General features: G+C 68.4%; 14 protein-coding genes. 6 read left to right on the forward strand and 8 right to left on the reverse strand.

Features of this window, described 5'->3' with window-relative positions; genetic code table 11:
• Positions 1–43: 43 nt before the first annotated feature.
• Positions 44–2,071, reverse strand: coding sequence for an FAD-dependent oxidoreductase (locus tag BN13_RS07930; RefSeq protein ID WP_048545839.1), 2,028 nt, complete (start codon positions 2,069–2,071; stop codon positions 44–46).
• Positions 2,068–2,472 (reverse strand): nuclear transport factor 2 family protein, encoded by a 405-nt coding sequence (locus tag BN13_RS07935; protein ID WP_048545841.1) that lies wholly within the window; start codon positions 2,470–2,472, stop codon positions 2,068–2,070. The genes BN13_RS07930 and BN13_RS07935 overlap by 4 nt, the downstream gene beginning before the upstream one ends.
• A gap of 144 nt (positions 2,473–2,616) precedes the next feature.
• On the opposite strand from BN13_RS07935, the gene BN13_RS07940 reads away from it, so the two are divergent.
• Positions 2,617–3,171 carry a PadR family transcriptional regulator gene (locus tag BN13_RS07940; protein WP_048545844.1) on the forward strand — a complete coding sequence of 185 codons (555 nt, stop codon included), beginning with the start codon at positions 2,617–2,619 and terminating at the stop codon, positions 3,169–3,171.
• A 1,228-nt stretch (positions 3,172–4,399) separates the two neighbouring features.
• The gene (locus BN13_RS07945; protein WP_048545846.1) at positions 4,400–5,770 is read left to right on the forward strand and encodes a flavin monoamine oxidase family protein; all 1,371 of its coding nucleotides are present in this window, start codon (positions 4,400–4,402) and stop codon (positions 5,768–5,770) included.
• On the opposite strand, the gene ddaH is transcribed toward BN13_RS07945, so the two are convergent.
• Positions 5,742–6,506, reverse strand: a complete 765-nt coding sequence (gene ddaH, locus BN13_RS07950) for a dimethylargininase (RefSeq protein ID WP_048545848.1) — start codon at positions 6,504–6,506, stop codon at positions 5,742–5,744. The genes BN13_RS07945 and ddaH overlap by 29 nt on opposite strands.
• Before the next feature lie 101 nt (positions 6,507–6,607).
• On the opposite strand from ddaH, the gene BN13_RS07955 reads away from it, so the two are divergent.
• The 4 genes from BN13_RS07955 to BN13_RS07970 all read left to right on the forward strand — a co-directional run bounded on the left by BN13_RS07955 (position 6,608) and on the right by BN13_RS07970 (position 10,792).
• Positions 6,608–8,095, forward strand: coding sequence for an APC family permease (locus BN13_RS07955; RefSeq protein WP_048548997.1), 1,488 nt, complete (start codon positions 6,608–6,610; stop codon positions 8,093–8,095).
• Complete coding sequence (locus BN13_RS07960) at positions 8,092–8,976, forward strand: universal stress protein (RefSeq protein WP_048545852.1); 885 nt, start codon at positions 8,092–8,094, stop codon at positions 8,974–8,976. Before BN13_RS07955 ends, BN13_RS07960 begins: the two co-directional genes overlap by 4 nt.
• A gap of 52 nt (positions 8,977–9,028) precedes the next feature.
• Positions 9,029–9,934, forward strand: coding sequence for a GNAT family N-acetyltransferase (locus BN13_RS07965; RefSeq protein ID WP_235433977.1), 906 nt, complete (start codon positions 9,029–9,031; stop codon positions 9,932–9,934).
• 93 nt (positions 9,935–10,027) lie between these two features.
• On the forward strand, positions 10,028–10,792 hold the full coding sequence (locus BN13_RS07970; protein WP_048545853.1) for an endonuclease/exonuclease/phosphatase family protein: 765 nt from the start codon (positions 10,028–10,030) through the stop codon (positions 10,790–10,792).
• Here the strand turns inward: BN13_RS07970 and BN13_RS07975 are convergent.
• From BN13_RS07975 to BN13_RS07995, 5 genes are all read right to left on the reverse strand, one after another.
• Positions 10,776–11,252: an aminoacyl-tRNA deacylase gene (locus tag BN13_RS07975; protein ID WP_048545855.1), complete on the reverse strand. Its 477-nt coding sequence runs from the start codon at positions 11,250–11,252 to the stop codon at positions 10,776–10,778. The two genes, BN13_RS07970 and BN13_RS07975, sit on opposite strands and share 17 nt — an antisense overlap.
• A 35-nt stretch (positions 11,253–11,287) precedes the next feature.
• Positions 11,288–13,660 carry a transketolase-like TK C-terminal-containing protein gene (locus BN13_RS07980; protein WP_048545857.1) on the reverse strand — a complete coding sequence of 791 codons (2,373 nt, stop codon included), beginning with the start codon at positions 13,658–13,660 and terminating at the stop codon, positions 11,288–11,290.
• Between the two features lie 59 nt (positions 13,661–13,719).
• Positions 13,720–14,748 (reverse strand): 1-aminocyclopropane-1-carboxylate deaminase, encoded by a 1,029-nt coding sequence (locus BN13_RS07985; RefSeq protein ID WP_048545859.1) that lies wholly within the window; start codon positions 14,746–14,748, stop codon positions 13,720–13,722.
• Between the two features lie 90 nt (positions 14,749–14,838).
• Positions 14,839–15,510, reverse strand: a complete 672-nt coding sequence (locus BN13_RS07990) for a GntR family transcriptional regulator (protein ID WP_048545860.1) — start codon at positions 15,508–15,510, stop codon at positions 14,839–14,841.
• A gap of 105 nt (positions 15,511–15,615) precedes the next feature.
• Entirely contained in the window at positions 15,616–16,029 is a 414-nt protein-coding gene (locus tag BN13_RS07995; protein ID WP_048545861.1) for a PIN domain-containing protein, read from the reverse strand.
• Positions 16,030–16,131: the final 102 nt, after the last annotated feature.

The raw sequence follows: 16,131 nt of genomic DNA on the forward strand, positions 1-16,131 counted from the left end.
CAACGCACCAGGCCATCGCGGGCGCCACGGCCCACGCCCGGGCTCAGAGCGCAGCCGCGAGGCGGGTCCCCTGGTCGATCGCGCGCTTGGCGTCCAGCTCGGCGGCCACGTCGGCCCCGCCGATCAGGTGGGGGGTGCGGCCGGCGGCGACCAGAGCGTCATACAGCTCCCGTTGGGGCTCCTGACCCGTGCACAGGACCACGGTGTCGGCCGGCAACACGGCCGCCTTTTCGCCGACCCGAATGTGCACGCCGGCGTCGTCGATCCGGTCGTATGCCGCGCCCGCCACGAACGTCACACCCCGATTTTGCAGCTCGGTCCGGTGAATCCAGCCGGTCGTCTTGCCTAGTCCCGCACCGACTTTCGAGGCCTTCCGTTGCACCAGCGTGACCTGGCGTGGCGACTTCTCCCGCACGGGCGTCATCAGCCCACCGGGCGCGCGCTGCTCGGCATCGACGCCCCACTCCTGCAGGAAGGCCGCGATGTCGCGGGACGAATCGGTCCCCGGGTCGGTTAGGAACTCGGCCACGTCGAAGCCGATGCCGCCCGCGCCCAGGATCACCACGCGCTCTCCCACCTCCCGCGCACCGCTCAGCACATCGAGGTAGCCGACAACACTCGGGTGATCGACCCCGTCGATGTCCGGCACGCGCGGGGTCACCCCGGTCGCCAACACCACTTCGTCGTATGCCGCGCCGCCCAGCTCCGCGGCATCCACCCGCTTCCCGAGACGCACCTCCACCTCAAAAGCATCAAGTTCGTGGCGGTAGTAGCGCAGGGTCTCGTCGAACTCCTGCTTCCCGGGGACTTCGCGGGCGACGTTGAGCTGCCCGCCGATCCGATCGGCCGCCTCGAACAACGTCACCTGGTGACCCCGCCGCGCGGCCGTCACCGCCGCCGCCAACCCCGCCGGCCCGGACCCGATCACAGCCACCCGCTTCGGCGTCGCCGTCGGCGCGATCACCAACTCGGTCTCGTGGCAGGCGCGTGGGTTGACCAGGCACGACGTCAGCTTCATCGCGAACGTGTGATCCAGGCAGGCCTGGTTGCAGCCGATGCACGTGTTGATCGCGTCCGGCGTCCCGGCCGCCGCTTTCGCGACAAATTCGGGATCGGCCAGGAAGGGCCGCGCCATCGAGACCAGATCGGCATACCCTTGCGCGAGAAGGGATTCGGCGACATCGGGAGTGTTGATCCGGTTGCTGGTGACCAGCGGGATCGAGACGGAACCCATCAGTTTCTTGGTCACCCACGCGTACCCCCCGCGCGGCACCATCGTCGCGATCGTCGGGATGCGCGCCTCATGCCAGCCGACCCCGGTGTTGAGGATGTCGGCACCCGCGGCCTCGATCTCCTTGGCCAGCCGCACCACCTCATCCAGCGTCGAGCCACCGGGCACCAGGTCGAGCATCGACAGCCGATAGATCACGATGAACTCCGGCCCCACCGCCGCCCGGATGCGGCGCACGATCTCGGTCGGGAAGCGCATCCGGTTGGCGTAGTCCCCGCCCCACTCGTCCGTGCGCTTGTTGGTCTCGGTCGCGATGAACTCGTTGATCAGATAACCCTCGGAGCCCATGATCTCGACGCCGTCATAGCCCGCCGACTGCGCGAGCCGCGCGCACCGCACGTAGTCCTCGACCGTCTGCTCCACCTCGGCCGCGCTGAGTTCGTGCGGCGGGAAGGGCGCGATGGGCGCCTTGAGCGGACTCGGCGCGACTGCCTCCGGATGATAGGCGTAGCGCCCAAAATGCAAGATCTGCAACGCAATTCGGCCACCGGCCTCGTGCACGGCCTCCGTCACGACCCGATGCCGTTCGGCCTCCGCCGGACTCGTCAGCATGGCGCCGCCCGGATACGGCCGACCCGCCTCGTTCGGCGAAATGCCGCCGGTGACGATCAGCCCGACGCCCCCGCGGGCGCGCTCGGCATAGAACGCGGCCATCCGCTCGAACCCGCCCTCGACCTCCTCCAGGCCGACATGCATCGACCCCATGATCACCCGGTTGGGCAGCGTCGTGAACCCGAGATCGAGGGGTGCCAACAGATGGGGGTATGCCGCGCCGCTCACCGCGCGCCTCCCGTCGCGAGTTCCAGCGCCCGCATCTTCGTGCCGTCGAAGCGCGCCGCCATCGCCGCCGACAGGGCCTGCGCCGCGCTGAGCGGGCGGACCATCACCATGAAGTCGTCGATCCGGCCGTCAGCGTCGACGTGGATGAAGTCGCAGCCCGTGATCTCACGACCGTCCACCGTGGCGGTGAAGACCAACGCGCTGTCGTCGCCGTCGACAATCTCGCGGACATACCGGAAGTCCTCGAAGACCTCGATCACGGTCTCGAGGATTGCCGCGGTGATCGCCTTGCCCGGATAGGGCGCGTACGCAACGGGACTCGTGAACTGCACCGAGTCGGCGAGCAGGTCTCGCATCCCGTCGAGGTCTCGCGCCTCGACGCACTTCCGGAACGCATGCATTCCCGGGCTCCTAGTCACTTTGTTGAGTATGCCGAGACCCCACGCTAGCGCCCCTCGTCACCTCCTTCCAGGAGTCACCGGCGTGACGTGGGCGACGTCACCGAGCCCGAACGGCGGGCAAGTTGCGATGGCTAAGGTGACGCCATGCCCCTGCGTAGCGCGATCCTCGCCGCCCTGGTCGTGGGTGAAGCCTCCGGCTACGACCTGACCAAGGACTTCGGGACGACGGTGGCAAACTTCTGGTCCGCCACCCCGCAGCAGCTCTACCGCGAGCTGGACCGGCTCGAACGAGACGGCCTGATCCGCGCCGAAACGGTTCAGCAAGAGCACCGCCCGACCAAGCGGGTATTCCGGTTGACCGAATCCGGCGACGCGGAGGTGCGACGGTTCACCCGCCAACGGCCCAAGCAGAGCGCGATCCGTGACGAGTTGCTGGTCCAGGTGCAGGCTGTGGATGCCGGCGACATCAATGCGGTTGCCGACGCCGTCGAGTTGCGCCTTGAGGCGGCCAAACACAAGCTTGCCCGCTACCAGCGACGGCAGGCCGCGATGCTCGACGGGCAGTCGGAGGCGGACTACCTGGCGACCGCCGAGCGCATCGGCCCCTACCTGACGCTCCTGCGGGGGCTCGCCTTCGAGCAGGAAAACATCCGCTGGGGCACCAAAACCCTTGCGGCACTTCGCTCTCGGACCCGCTGACGAGTTTGATTCAAGCCGCACCGACGACGTCCCGCACGCCCTCGGGTGCATGATGAGCGCATGTGCGACACCCTCGTGCACCTCACCGATGCCGGCGTGCTGTTCGCCAAGAACTCGGATCGCGATCCGGTCGAGGCGCAGCAGGTGGAGTTTCACGCCGCCGCGCGCCACGAACCCGGACGAATCCGCCTGACGCACACCGATATCGACCAAGTCGCGCAGACCAATGCCGTGCTGATCTCGCGGCCGTGGTGGATGTGGGGCGCCGAGATGGGCACCAATGAGCATGGGCTGACCATCGGCAACGAGGCGGTCTTCACGCGGCGGGCGGGCGACGGCGGGGGCGACTTGACGGGGATGGACCTGCTGCGGCTGGCGCTGGAGCGGGCGAGCAATCGGCATGAGGCCGTGCAGGTCATCGTCAGCCTGCTGGAGCAACACGGTCAGGGTGGCGGGGCCAGCCAGGAGCATCCGCGCTTCCGCTACGACAACTCCTATCTCATCGCCGACCCTACCGGCGCCGTGGTCCTCGAGACGGCGGGCCGGCGGCACGCGGTCGAGGAGGTCCGCGGTGCGCGGTCCATCTCCAACGGCCTGACCATCCCCGGCTTCGCCGAGCGGTATGCCGATCCCCTCCGCGGCCGGGTGGCCCAGTGTTCCGTGCGCCAGGCACGCACGGGCGCGGCTGCGCAGGCCGCCGATGGTGTGCTCGACCTGATGTCAGCGCTGCGCGATCACGGCGGCGACGGATCGATCGCCTACCGGGGAGCCAATGGCGCGCTGGCGGCACCCTGCGCCCACGCCGGCGGCCTGCTGACCAGCACCCAGACGACCGCCTCGTGGGTTGCTAACGCGACGACCGGCGAACACTGGGTGACCGGCACCGCCGCGCCGTGCACCTCGCTCTTCAAACCGGTCGCCCTGGCTCCCCCGTCGTGGCCACAGCCCACCGGGCTGAGCAATCGCGCCGACACCGCCCACCTGTGGTGGCGGCACGAGCGCCTTCATCGCGGCTGGACCCGCGACCCGCAGGCGTATGCCGACACGCGCCGCGAGCGCGCGCTCTCGAACGCGAGTGGGTCGCCACCGCGACGTCGCCGGACGAGGCGTGGCCGCTCGCGTCCGCGTGGGAGGAACGGGGCGCGGCTGTCGTGCCCAGCGGGGATGTCCGGCCGGCGCTGGTTCGCGGGCTCTGGCGCCGCTGGGATCGAGCGTCGAGGATGGCGGGATGACCCGCATCCTCATCGTCGGCGCCGGCCTTGCCGGGCTGAGCGCAGCGCGCGAACTCACCCAGGCCGGCGTGGAATGCGTTGTCCTGGAAGCGCGCTCGCGCGTCGGCGGCCGTGTCATGGGCGGTTCGGTGGCTGGGCAGGCCGTCGAGTTCGGCGGGACGTGGATCGGCGAGCGGCACGAGCGCATGTATGCCCTCGCCGCCGAACTCGGCCTGCCAACCTTCCGCACCTATAACGACGACGGTCAACTGCTGGTCGACTTGGCCGGCCGTCAGTCGCGCATGAAGCCGACGAAGGGCGCCGTGCCGAAGCTCAGCCCGTTCGCCCTCGCCGACCTCGGGCAGGGGCTGCTGCGCTTTGCGCGGATGGCCAAAGGCGTCGATCCCGAACGGCCGTGGCAGCACGCACACGCAGCGACGCTCGACGGGCAAACCTTCGAGACCTGGATCCGCCGCAACCTGCGCACCCCGAGCGGGCGCGCCTACTTCCGGATCGCGACCGAGGCCGTTTTCGCCGCCGACCCGAGCGACCTCTCCCTGCTGCACGCCCTGTTCTACACCGCGAGCAATGCCGACTTGGAGACGTTGCTCGCGGTCGACCACGGCGCGCAACAAGACCGCGTCGTCGGCGGGACGATCCGCATTGCCGAGTCACTCGCCGAGGGCCTGGACATCCGGCTGGACTCCCCCGTGCGCGGAATTCAGCAGTCCCCCAACGGCATTCGAGCGGTATGCCGCGACGGCGCCACCCACGATGCCGACCGCGTCATCGTCGCCATCCCGCCCACGCTGGCCGGGCGCATCGACTACGACCCCATCCTGCCGAGCTGGCGCGACCAGCTCACGCAGAAGCTGCCCGCGGGCGCGGTGGCCAAGACGTTCGCGGCATACCCCACCCCGTTCTGGCGGGAGGCCGGGCTCAACGGGCAGGCCGCCTCGGATCGCGGACCGGTCAAGGTGACCTTCGATGTCTCCCCACCCAATGGTGAGGTGGGCATCCTGTTGGGCTTCGTCGAGGGCGGCGACGCCCGCCGTTGGGTTCGGTTGACGCAGGCCGAGCGCCGGCGCACGGTCCTGGACTGCTTCGTTCGGTACTTCGGTCCGGAGGCTGCCAATCCGATCGACTATGCCGAGCAGGACTGGAGCGCCGAGGAGTTCTCGCGGGGCTGCTATGGCGCCCACTTCGCCCCCGGTGTGTGGACGGCATATGGCGAGGCCCTGCGCCCGCCGATCGGCCGAATCCATTGGGCCGGAGCCGAATACGCCACCCGCTGGAATGGCTACATGGAGGGCGCCGTGCGCTCCGGCACGGATGCCGCGCGCGAGGTCCTCGCCTCGCTCAGCGCAGGCGCACCGACAGGCACGTGACGCAGCCTTCGAGTTTCTCGAACTCGCTGATGTCCACGGTCGTCACGCGGTAGCCGCGACCCCTCAGCAGATCGGCCGTCTGCGGGGCACTCGCGGCCATCAGTAAGTGGTCCGGGTCGAGGATGACGACATGGGCGCCGCCCTCCTCCGGCATCCCCTCGTATGCCGGGAACGCGCCCGGCCAGTCCACCACCGGATCCCAGCCGATCACCGTGCCGTCCGGCAGTGCCGTGACCGCCGACTTCAGGTGCAGGGCGCGCTCGACGGTCACCGCTTGCGTGCGAATCCCGAACTCCCGCAGGTGGTTTGCAAGTTGTTGGATTCCCGCGCCATTCGTGCGTCCACCAAGCCCGACGTATGCCGTGCCCCCCACCCGCAGCACGTCTCCCCCATCGAGCGTCCCCGGCTCCTCAATGCGGGCGATCCGGTAGCCGAGGTCGCGCAGCGTCGCCTCGACGCCGGCGGACTCGCCACGCCGCTCGGGGGCACCCGACCTCGCGAGGATGGCGAGATCGCCTTGGACGACGACCGGGTCCTCGATGAAGACGGCATCGGGACAGTCATCAGCCGGCGGCACCTCGACGGTCTCCCAGCCCGCGCAGCGGAGAGCTTCGGCATACGAAAGCCATTGGGAGAGCGCGCGATCGAGGTCCACAGGCTGCTTGTCGATGTGTGTAACGAGGCCGTCGGCGAGCAATAGACCGGGGCGGCGGATGAGGGCGCGACGAACGGGCATACGCACCAGGGTATGCATCGCTCGCGCATCCCTCGCGGTCTCGGCCAGGCAGCGCTATCTTGAACAGACTTGACGAGCGTCCACGAGTGGAGGTCACCGAAATGTCCCTGCCCCTCGCCCAACAGTTACGCCGCCGTAAGCCGATCGTCTTCCAGCACCGCCATCACGAGGGCGAGGAACTCGCGCGCAATCTGACGACCTTCCAACTCATGATGTTCGGGGTCGGGGCGACGGTCGGGACCGGCGTCTTCTTCGTCCTCGGGGAGGCGGTCCCCAAGGCGGGCCCGGCCGTGCTGGTCTCGTTCCTCGTCGCTGGTCTGGCCGCGGGCTTGTCGGCGCTCTGCTATGCGGAGATGGCGTCGGCGATCCCGGTCAGCGGGTCGACCTATTCCTATGCCTACCACGCGCTCGGCGAGCTTGTAGCGGTCGTCATCGCGGGCTGCGTGCTGCTGGAGTATGGCGTGGCGACGGGGGCCGTCGCCGTCGGCTGGAGCGGCTATTTCAATGAGCTCCTGCACGAGACCATCGGGTGGCAACTGCCCCGGGCCTTGTCGATCTCGCCCATCCCGGGCACCGACGGCGTCGCCACCGGGGGGCTGATCAATCTGCCCGCTGTCGTGCTCGTGCTGCTTTGCATGCTGCTGCTGATCCGCGGCGCCTCCGAATCGGCGAAGATCAACGCGATCATGGTCCTGATCAAGCTCGGGGTTCTGCTGCTCTTTTCCGTCATCGGGTTCACGGCCTTCAACGCCGACCACTTCTCCAACTTCTTTGGCAAGGGTTTCGCCGGCATCAGTGCCGCAGCTGGCACCATCTTTTTCTCCTTCATCGGCCTTGACGCGGTGGCGACGGCGGGAGAGGAGGTCAAGGATCCACAAAAGGCCTTGCCGCGCGCCATCATTGGCGCCTTGACGATCGTCTCCGGCATCTACCTCGCCGTCGCCGCCGCCGGTTTGGCCGCCAAGCCCGTGTCCTTCTTCGAGGACTCCGAAAACAGCGAGGCCGGCCTCGCCCTGATCCTCAAGGAGATCACCGGCAACGAGGTCTGGAGCACCGTCCTGGCTGCCGGTGCCGTGATCTCGATCTTCTCCGTCACGTTGGTGACCCTCTATGGCCAGACCCGAATCTTGTTCGCGATCGGCCGGGATGGCTTGATCCCCAAGCGATTCCTCGAAGTGAATCCCAAGACCATGACGCCGACCTTTAACACCATCGTCGTCTCGATCGTGGTCGCGCTGATCGGCGGGTTCGTGCCTGCGGACTATCTCTGGGACACGGTCTCGATCGGCACCCTGATGGCCTTCTCCATGGTCGCGATTGGGATCATGGTCATGCGCCGGACCCATCCCAATCTGGAGCGGCCGTTCAAGATCCCGGGCTATCCGGTGACACCGATCCTGACCGTCGTGGCCTGCCTCTACATCCTCTATGGCCTGGCCGCCATCACCTGGGTCATTTTCGCGGTGTGGATCTCCATCGTGCTGACCTTCTACTTCGCCTACGGGCGGCGCCACGCCACCTTGAATCACTATGTGGACGAGGAGGAGATCGCCGAACCGAGCGGTCGTCGCCGGGAGGGTGAGGAATGACCTATCTCGTCGGCTACAGCCCCCACAAGGATGACGGCGGTGCCATCGCTCTCGCATGCCAGTTCGCCCGGTCTGAGGCGGACCGCGTCCACGCCCTGACCGTCGTGCCGCGCGGCTGGGAGACCGCCGTTGCGGGCGACACCGACCGAGCCTTCCAGCAATGGGCCGCCCAAGAAGGTGAGGCCAGTTCGGCTGCAGCCCTGGCACTTCTGGCGCAGCATCCCGATGTCCTGGGGGAGGCGACCTGGGTCAGTGGACGGTCCGTACCGCAAGCCATTTTGGAGGCCACGGATCGTCTGGCGGCCTCGCTCGTGGTGGTCGGTTCGGGCGAAAACGGTCCGCACGGCCGGGTCACCCCGACCTCCAAGACCGACCGATTGCTGCACTCGGCGCAAGTCCCCGTCGCGATCGCCCCACGGGGTTATCGCGCCGACGGTGACGCCCGAATCACCCGCGTCACCATGGGTTTTCGCGATGATGACGCCAGTTGGACGTTACTCGATCAGGTGTCGTCGATCTGTCTGCGCGTCGGCGCGAGTCTGCGCCTGGTGACTTTCGCGGTCCGCCCGCAGACCATGGTGACGTCCGCCGTCCGCGGAGCTGAACTTGGTGTCTTCCAGCAGTGGCTTGCGCAGGCCCGTTCCGGGCTCGACGAGGCGGCGGCGCACCTGCGCGACAGCGGCTTTGCGGCCGATGCCGTCACGACGATTGTCTCCGAAGGCGCATCCTGGGCCGCGGCCCTGGCCAGCGTCGACTGGGCCAGCGACGAGGTGCTCGTGGTCGGGTCCTCCTCCACGCATCGGCTCGCGCAGGTCTTCCTCGGCTCCAGCGCCGCCAAGATCCTGCGCAACGCCACTGTCCCGGTCGTCGTCGTGCCGTGACCTCGGGATATTCGCTGGCCTCGACATGGGTCGGTGCCGCACTCTGGTGGGTATGACGCTGCCTCCACTTCCCGCCGGCTTGGTTACCCGGCCGCTCGCGATGAGCGACCTCGACGCGACCTTCCGGGTGTATGTCGAGGACGAGTTCGTCAATACGGGGCACCGAATGGTGGAACCGGAGGACATCGAATCTGATTGGTCTCGTTCATCTTTCGACCTGGCAACGGAGTCGATCGGGGTCTTCGAGGGCGACGTGCTCGTGGGCGCCGCCGAGGTCTTTGGCGCTCGGCGCGCCGACGGCGCCGTGCTCCCGAGCCACCACGGTCGGGGCATCGGGACGTGGCTCGCCGCCTGGACGGAGCACACCGCCCGGGCAAGGGGCGGCACGCTCGTCGGCCAGTCGAAGTTCGAGGGATCCCCCGCGGAGTCGCTGCTGCGCGGTCGCGGCTACCGGACGTTGTGGACTTCCTGGGTTCTCGAGGTGCCCGAGGGCGCCGAGATCGCGCAGCAACCGCTCCCGCCGGGCTACGCGATTCGGGAGTTCACGGCGGCGGACGAGCGGGCGGCATACCAGCTGATCGAGGATGCCTTCAATGAGTGGCCGGACCGCACCCCGCAGTCCTTCGAAGACTGGCGGCCCCGGATCGTCGGGCGAACCGGGTTCTCTCCCTGGCAGATTCGCTTCGTCACCGACGAGGCGGGAGAGCCGGTCGGCATCGCCTGCCTCATCCTCGATAGCCAGAACTGTGCGTATGTCGATCAGCTCGCCGTCCGCCGCGACCACCGTGGTCGGGGGCTGGCTCGTGCGCTGCTCGTCGATGCTTTCGAAGAGGGTCGGCGGCGTGGGGCGACGCGCTCCGAGCTGTCGACGGACAGCCGGACGGGGGCTTTGGGGGTCTATCTCGCGGTGGGCATGGTCGTGACGCAGAGTTGGCGCCACTGGGTGACCGACGTCTAAGACACCCCACGAAGTTTCCTCACTCGCCAACTCGCTCCGGTACTTCGCGAGGACCCCGTCCGGGAGATTCGCAAAAGGGTTTAGGTTCAGGCCATGGAGATCCGGGTGCTCACGCAGAATCTGCGCGGTCCGGCCGACCCGCCGCCGAACGACTGGGCGTCGAGGCGACCGCGCTTCCGTGCGCTCCTTGATCGCGTCCAGCCGGACTTCATCACCACGCAAGAAGCGCACTTCTCGATGCTCGAGGACGTGCGACGAGACGCCCCGCCGGATGCGCCGCTGGAGTGGACCGGGCTCGGCCGACGCGGCGGGTCGAGCGATGAGCACTGCGCGGTCGTGCACCGGGCGGATCGGTGGGAGGTCACGGCATACGACCACCTCGCGCTCTCGGCCACGCCCCGGACCATCCCGTCAACGTGGACAGCCACCCAGGACTGCCCACGGATGGTGACATGGGCTGGCTATCGCCATCGGGTCTCCGGGGTGGAGGTCACGATCGCGAGCACGCACCTCGACCAGCTGTGTGCGACAAGCCGATCCGCGTCGGCGCAACAGCTAGCCGAACTGGTCGAATCGCTTCGCGATGGACCGCTGGTCCTCGCCGGTGACTTCAACGATGAGCCCGGCAGCCCGGCATACCGCACCCTGGCTCGCGCCCTCACGGCGATCTTCCCGACGAGCGAACCGCGGCAGACGTTCAATGGCTTTGGCGCGGGTGGCGGTTGCATCGACTGGATGTGGCAGCGCGGCTTCGATGCCACGGCCTGGCACGTGCTCACGCCGACTCCTCCGGTGAGCGACCACAATGGCGTTCTCGCCCAGTTGATCCTGGACAAACCGGCTACTGCGGCTCGCTAATGTCGGCAACCTGCGCGCCGAGGGCGGCGAGCAGCGGATCGGCGTCGAGGCCGAGCGCCATACCGTGACGGCCGGCGCCCAGGGAGATCCGGCGACCGGGGATGGTCGCATCCGCGATGACCGGCCAGGCGGTTGACGCGCCGAGCGGCGTGATGGTGCCGCGCTCGTAGCTCGTGACCGCTTTGGCGGTCGCCGCGTCCGGCATGGAGAGACGATTGACGCCGAGCAGCCCACGCAGCTTCGGCCACGAGATCTCGCGATCGCCGGGCACGAGGACGAACAGGAAGTCGTCATCGGCCCGGCGCACCACGAGCGTCTTGATGATGTCGGCCGGGGGCACGCCGCGTGCTGCGGCCGCCTCGGCGAGTGACTTGACCGGACCATGTTGCGTGACAACGAAATCCAGACCGAGATCACTCGCGTGCTCGGTGGCCGGGGTCGGGTCGATGTGCTCGCTCACGAGCCGATCGTATGACCGTTCCCCGACACCCGACGTCAGCGCAGCGCGAGCGCGGCGAGCGCGGCGTTGACGATCGAGCCGGACGTGAGGTCGTGCGCCTCATACAAGTCCGCCACCGTCCCCGACTGCCCGAACGAATCCACGCCGAGCGGCACGCAGGGCACCCCGAGCGCCGAGCCGAGCCAGGCGAGAGCATGCGACGACGCATCGTGCACGGTCACGACGGGAGCCCGCATGTCGAAGGCCGCCCGCAACGCACCCGGGATCGACGGGGTCGTCGCCGTGCGGATGCCCTGGCGCAGCGTGCGCTGCCACGCGGCATACAGCCGGTCGGCGGACGTCAGATCGATGACATGGGCGAGGATGCCTTCGTCCGCGAGTTCCGCTGCGGCCGTGAGGACTTCGGGCATGACCGCCCCGGAGGCAGCGAGTTGGACGACCGGCGCTCCGTGTGTCTCCCCCGCGTCGACAAGCCGGTAGGCGCCGGCCAGCACCTGCCGGCGCAAGGTCGCCTCGCCCAGCCGCTCCCTGGCCGCCTCGAAAGGCGCCTGGTCGATCGGGCGCGTCGTGAGCCGGAAGTAGTAGCTGCCGTCCTCGGTCTTGCCGAGCGCGTCACCCTTGCCGGGGTCGGCGATCCGCGCCAATGCGTGGCAGAGCAGCCAGTCGACGCACGCGCCATACGCCGGCTCCAGCAGCGTCGTGTTGGGCAGCTCGATCCCCACGGACGCCGTGATCGTCGACTGGTGCGCGCCGCCCTCGGGGGCGAGGGTCACACCCGAGGGCGTGCCGGCGACGACGAAGCGCGAGCCGGAGTAGGCGGCATACACATAGGCGTCGAGTCCGCGCAGGACGAAGGGGTCATAGAGCGTCCCGACCGGCAGGAGCAGCTGGTCGGAGTGGTCCCACGCGAGGCCGAGCATCCCGAGGTTGAGGAAGAGGTTCATCTCCGAGATGCCGAGCTCGATGTGTTGTCCCGCAGGGGATTCCGTCCACTTCACGAGCGGATCGGGACTCCACGAGACCTTCTCCTCCGGGTGGAAGACACCCGTGCGGTTGATGAAGCCGGCGAGGTTGGTCGAGGTCGCGACATCCGGCGCGGTGGTGACGATGTGATCGCCGACGCCGTCGACGCGCGAGAGGCTGACGAGGATGCGACCGAAGGCCTCTTGGGTCGACATCGGCTTGGCCGACTTGAGCGCCGTTGCGGCCGGGACCGGCAGCGGTTGGCGCTCTTGCGCCGGATCGCGGCGCAGGTGCTCGGCGCGCACGCCGGCCCACTGACCAGCTGCGGTCGTCGGGTCGAAGCGATCCCACTCCGTCTCGGCCGTCAGACCCATCCGCGTGCGCAGCTCACCCACCTGCTCGGTCGACAGCAGCGCGGAGTGGTTGCGCGGGTTGCCCGCCAGCGGCAGACCCCACCCCTTGACGGTATACGCGAAAACCACACTGGGACGGTCGGTTTCGGCGTCGCAGGCGCGGTACGCCGCAAGCATCGCCTCCACATCGTGACCCCCGAGATCGGTGACCAGGCTCGCGAGGTCCGCGTCCGGCATACCGTCGAAGAAGCCGACCACCTCGGCGGGCGCGCCGTCGAGGAAACGCTCGCGAACGCCCGCCGGGTCGAGCCCGAACAGGGATTGGTAGCGCTCGTTGGGCATGGCATCGATCCACGCCTCCAGCGCCGCTCCCCCGGGCTGGGCGTATGCCGCCGTGAGCCGAGGACCGTACTTCACCTCGACGACATGCCAGCCCGCTGCCTGAAATTGACTGCGCCACTGTTGGATTCGGATGCCAGGCACCACGCGGTCCAGAGATTGCCGGTTGAAGTCGACGATCCACATGACATTGCCGAGACCCTGCGTGGCCGGGTCGGCGATGGCCTCCCAGATGTTGCCCTCGTCGAGTTCGGCGTCCCCGAGCAGGGCGATGAAACGCGAGGCGGGGCGGGCACCGAAGTGCGCATCGACATACCTGCGGGCAACGGCCGCGAAGAGCGGCGCCGCCGGGCCGAGGCCCACCGAACCGGTCGAGAAGTCGACCGGATCGGGGTCCTTGGTGCGCGACGGATAGGACTGCAGCCCACCGAAAGCGCGCAGCGTCGGGAGATAGGAGCGGTCGAGATTGCCGAGGAGGTAGTTGATCGCGTGCAGCACCGGCGAGGCGTGCGGCTTGACGGAGATGCGGTCCGGCGCGTCGAGATGCGCGAAATAGAGCGCGGTCATGGCCGTCACCAGGCTCGCACTGCTGGCCTGGTGGCCGCCGACCTTCACCCCATCGCCGGTGGCGCGGTCGTGGTTCGCCGCGTCGACGATGCGCGTGGACAGCCACAGGACACGCTGCGCGACCTCCGCTAGGAGCTTCGAATCCGGCTGCGCACCAGCGCCATTGGTCACTTCATGCAAAGGCATCGCGCTCGCTCCGCTCGTACATTCTCGCTGTTCCGGTGAAATAGGAGCTCCTGCGTCGCTCATTTCACCGGGTCCCACAACGAGTGGTAGGCGTTGACCGCCTGCTGCCCGCCGAGGTGGGAATAGAGCACCGTCGAGTCCGCCGGGATGTCCTTGTCCTTGACCAGGTCGATGAGCCCGGCGAGGGACTTGCCTTCATAGACCGGGTCGGTGATCATCGCCTCGAGCTGCGCGCCCATCGCCATGGCGCTCATCGTCGACTCCACGGGCAGACCGTACAGCTCTCCGGCCCAGCCCTCGAGCACCTGGATTTCGTCATCGCGGATGTCGCGGCCGAGCTCGATCAGCTCGGCGGTGTGGCGGGCGATCCGGGCGACCTGATCGCGGGTCTTCTCCAGGGTGGCGGAGGCGTCGATGCCGAGCACGCGGCGCTTAACTCCGGTGAGTTCCTCCAGCGCGGCGAAGCCGGCGATCATGCCCGCGTGCGTCGAGCCAGTCACAGTGCAGACGACGATGGTGTCGAAGAAGACGCCGAACTGCTTCTCCTGCTCGGCGACCTCGAAGGCCCAGTTCGCGAACCCGAGCCCGCCGAGGGGGTGCTCGGAGGCGCCGGCGGGGATGGCGTATGGCGTGCTGCCCGCCTCCTCGACCTCGCGCAGCGCGTCCTTCCAGGAGTCGCGGATGCCGATGTCGAAGCCGGCGGGGTCGAGTCGCGAGTCCGCGCCCATCATGCGCGAGAGCAGGATGTTGCCGACCTTGTCGTTCACCGGGTCATCCCAGGGCACCCACTTCTCCTGCACCAGACGGCATTTCATGCCGAGGTGGGCGGCGACGGCCGCGACCTGCCGGGTGTGGTTGGACTGGTAGCCGCCGATCGAGACCAGCGTGTCGGCCCCGGAGGCGATGGCGTCCGGGACGATGTACTCCATCTTGCGAATCTTGTTGCCGCCGTAAGCCAGCCCGCTGCTCACGTCCTCCCGCTTGGCCCAGACCTGGGCGCCGCCGAGGTGGTCGGACAGGCGCCGCAGGTGGTGAACCGGGCTGGGCCCGAAGGTCAGTGGGTAGCGGGGAAACTGATCGAGCTTCATCTCTCATCCTTTGTGTGGCGGAGTGGTTCGGCGGGGTGGGGTTGATTTCTTGCTGGGCGTATGCCGCGTGGCCGGCTTGGGCGGGCGGGTTCAGTCGACGTCGAGAGTGGAGAGCAAGGGGCCGAGACTTTGCCACGTCTCGTGCGAGACCTCCGCCGCGGCGGCGGTGTCCCCGGCCTCACACAGGTCGACCAGGCGGGTGTGGAGGGCGACCGAGGCGCGCCCGGTCAGGGAAGCGAAGCGGAGCCGCTCGAGGCGGCGCAGCACCGGTGTGAACTGATCGAGCACGGTCACAATCGCCGAATTCGACGCTGCCGCAACGGGAATCGCGTGGAAGGCGTCATCCGCAGCCAGCGCGGCATCGGCATCCCCCGCGCGCATCGCGGCCGCGAAGCCCGCATTCGCCGCTCGCATTGCCGCCAGGTCGGCGGCGGTGAGCCGGGCCACCGCGAGTTCGACCGCGAGTCGGTGCATCGCGGCAACGACGGACTGGGCGTCACGGATCGCGTTGCCCTCCAGTGGCGCAACGATCGTCGAGCGACCGGGGGCGGCGGAGACGAGCCCCGCGGCACTCAGGCGAAGGATCGCCTCGCGCACCGGCGTCCGGCTCACGCCGAGCCACTCCGCGAGGTCTTGGTCCTTCAGCTGCTCGCCCGGGGAGAAGGTGCCGTCGACGATGGCGTCCCGCAAACGGGCATACACATCGTCGCGAAGCAAGCCGCGCTTGACCGCGCTGCTTCCGGCGTCGTGGGGGATCGGCATGCAATATATTGCATCCTACGAACGCATCCGTGTCAAGTGGGCGGGCGGCCTTCAGCCGAAGCGAGCACCCTGCGAGCCAGGACGACGAGGCCCTCGGTCCCCCAATCAGCCGGACGGCATCCGTCCGGAACTGTCACGCAGCGGATGAACCCCGACCATCTCGTCCCGCGACACCCACAGCAGGTCCGGGTCGGCAGTAGCCAGGGGGTACCCAAGCCGTTCAGCCGTCGCGAGCGCCACACAATCGGCGAGGCTCACCGAGCTCGTCTTGCTGCCGTAGTGCGCCGACCGCACCAGGGCCGCGCGGGTGGCGATTGCGGCGTCGACGTCGATGATGTCCAGCCCTGCGTCCCGCATCAAGGCCAGATCGCCGAGCACCTCATCTTCTGGGAAGCCGAAGACGCGGATGAGCAGGTCGATCACCTCTGCCAGGTTGGCGTTGGAGATGGCAGTGGCTCCGCGCAACAGTTCCTCGACCTGATCAGCGCAGGGCTCGCCGCGCGAGGTTGCCGCGGCCATACCTCATTGTATGCCCGTAAGCCTTCATACAATGGACTTCTGCCCCGCGCTCCCAGCGAACGGTCAGACTTCTCGCCTAGCGTGCGACCCTGACTTTTCCCT

Origin of the sequence: Nostocoides jenkinsii Ben 74 (assembly GCF_001046875.1) — a bacterium.
Classification (GTDB): Bacteria; Actinomycetota; Actinomycetes; order Actinomycetales; family Dermatophilaceae; genus Nostocoides_A; species Nostocoides_A jenkinsii.

What these genes read in the sequence shown, in the direction of transcription:
- BN13_RS07935 (WP_048545841.1), bottom strand. Translation starts at nt 2,472, where the DNA reads ATGCATGCGTTCCGGAAGTGCGTCGAGGCGCGAGACCTCGACGGGATG.
- BN13_RS07940 (WP_048545844.1), top strand. Translation starts at nt 2,617, where the DNA reads ATGCCCCTGCGTAGCGCGATCCTCGCCGCCCTGGTCGTGGGTGAAGCC.
- BN13_RS07945 (WP_048545846.1), top strand. Translation starts at nt 4,400, where the DNA reads ATGACCCGCATCCTCATCGTCGGCGCCGGCCTTGCCGGGCTGAGCGCA.
- ddaH (WP_048545848.1), bottom strand. Translation starts at nt 6,506, where the DNA reads ATGCCCGTTCGTCGCGCCCTCATCCGCCGCCCCGGTCTATTGCTCGCC.
- BN13_RS07955 (WP_048548997.1), top strand. Translation starts at nt 6,608, where the DNA reads ATGTCCCTGCCCCTCGCCCAACAGTTACGCCGCCGTAAGCCGATCGTC.
- BN13_RS07960 (WP_048545852.1), top strand. Translation starts at nt 8,092, where the DNA reads ATGACCTATCTCGTCGGCTACAGCCCCCACAAGGATGACGGCGGTGCC.
- BN13_RS07965 (WP_235433977.1), top strand. Translation starts at nt 9,029, where the DNA reads ATGACGCTGCCTCCACTTCCCGCCGGCTTGGTTACCCGGCCGCTCGCG.
- BN13_RS07970 (WP_048545853.1), top strand. Translation starts at nt 10,028, where the DNA reads ATGGAGATCCGGGTGCTCACGCAGAATCTGCGCGGTCCGGCCGACCCG.
- BN13_RS07980 (WP_048545857.1), bottom strand. Translation starts at nt 13,660, where the DNA reads ATGCCTTTGCATGAAGTGACCAATGGCGCTGGTGCGCAGCCGGATTCG.
- BN13_RS07985 (WP_048545859.1), bottom strand. Translation starts at nt 14,748, where the DNA reads ATGAAGCTCGATCAGTTTCCCCGCTACCCACTGACCTTCGGGCCCAGC.
- BN13_RS07990 (WP_048545860.1), bottom strand. Translation starts at nt 15,510, where the DNA reads ATGCCGATCCCCCACGACGCCGGAAGCAGCGCGGTCAAGCGCGGCTTG.
- BN13_RS07995 (WP_048545861.1), bottom strand. Translation starts at nt 16,029, where the DNA reads ATGGCCGCGGCAACCTCGCGCGGCGAGCCCTGCGCTGATCAGGTCGAG.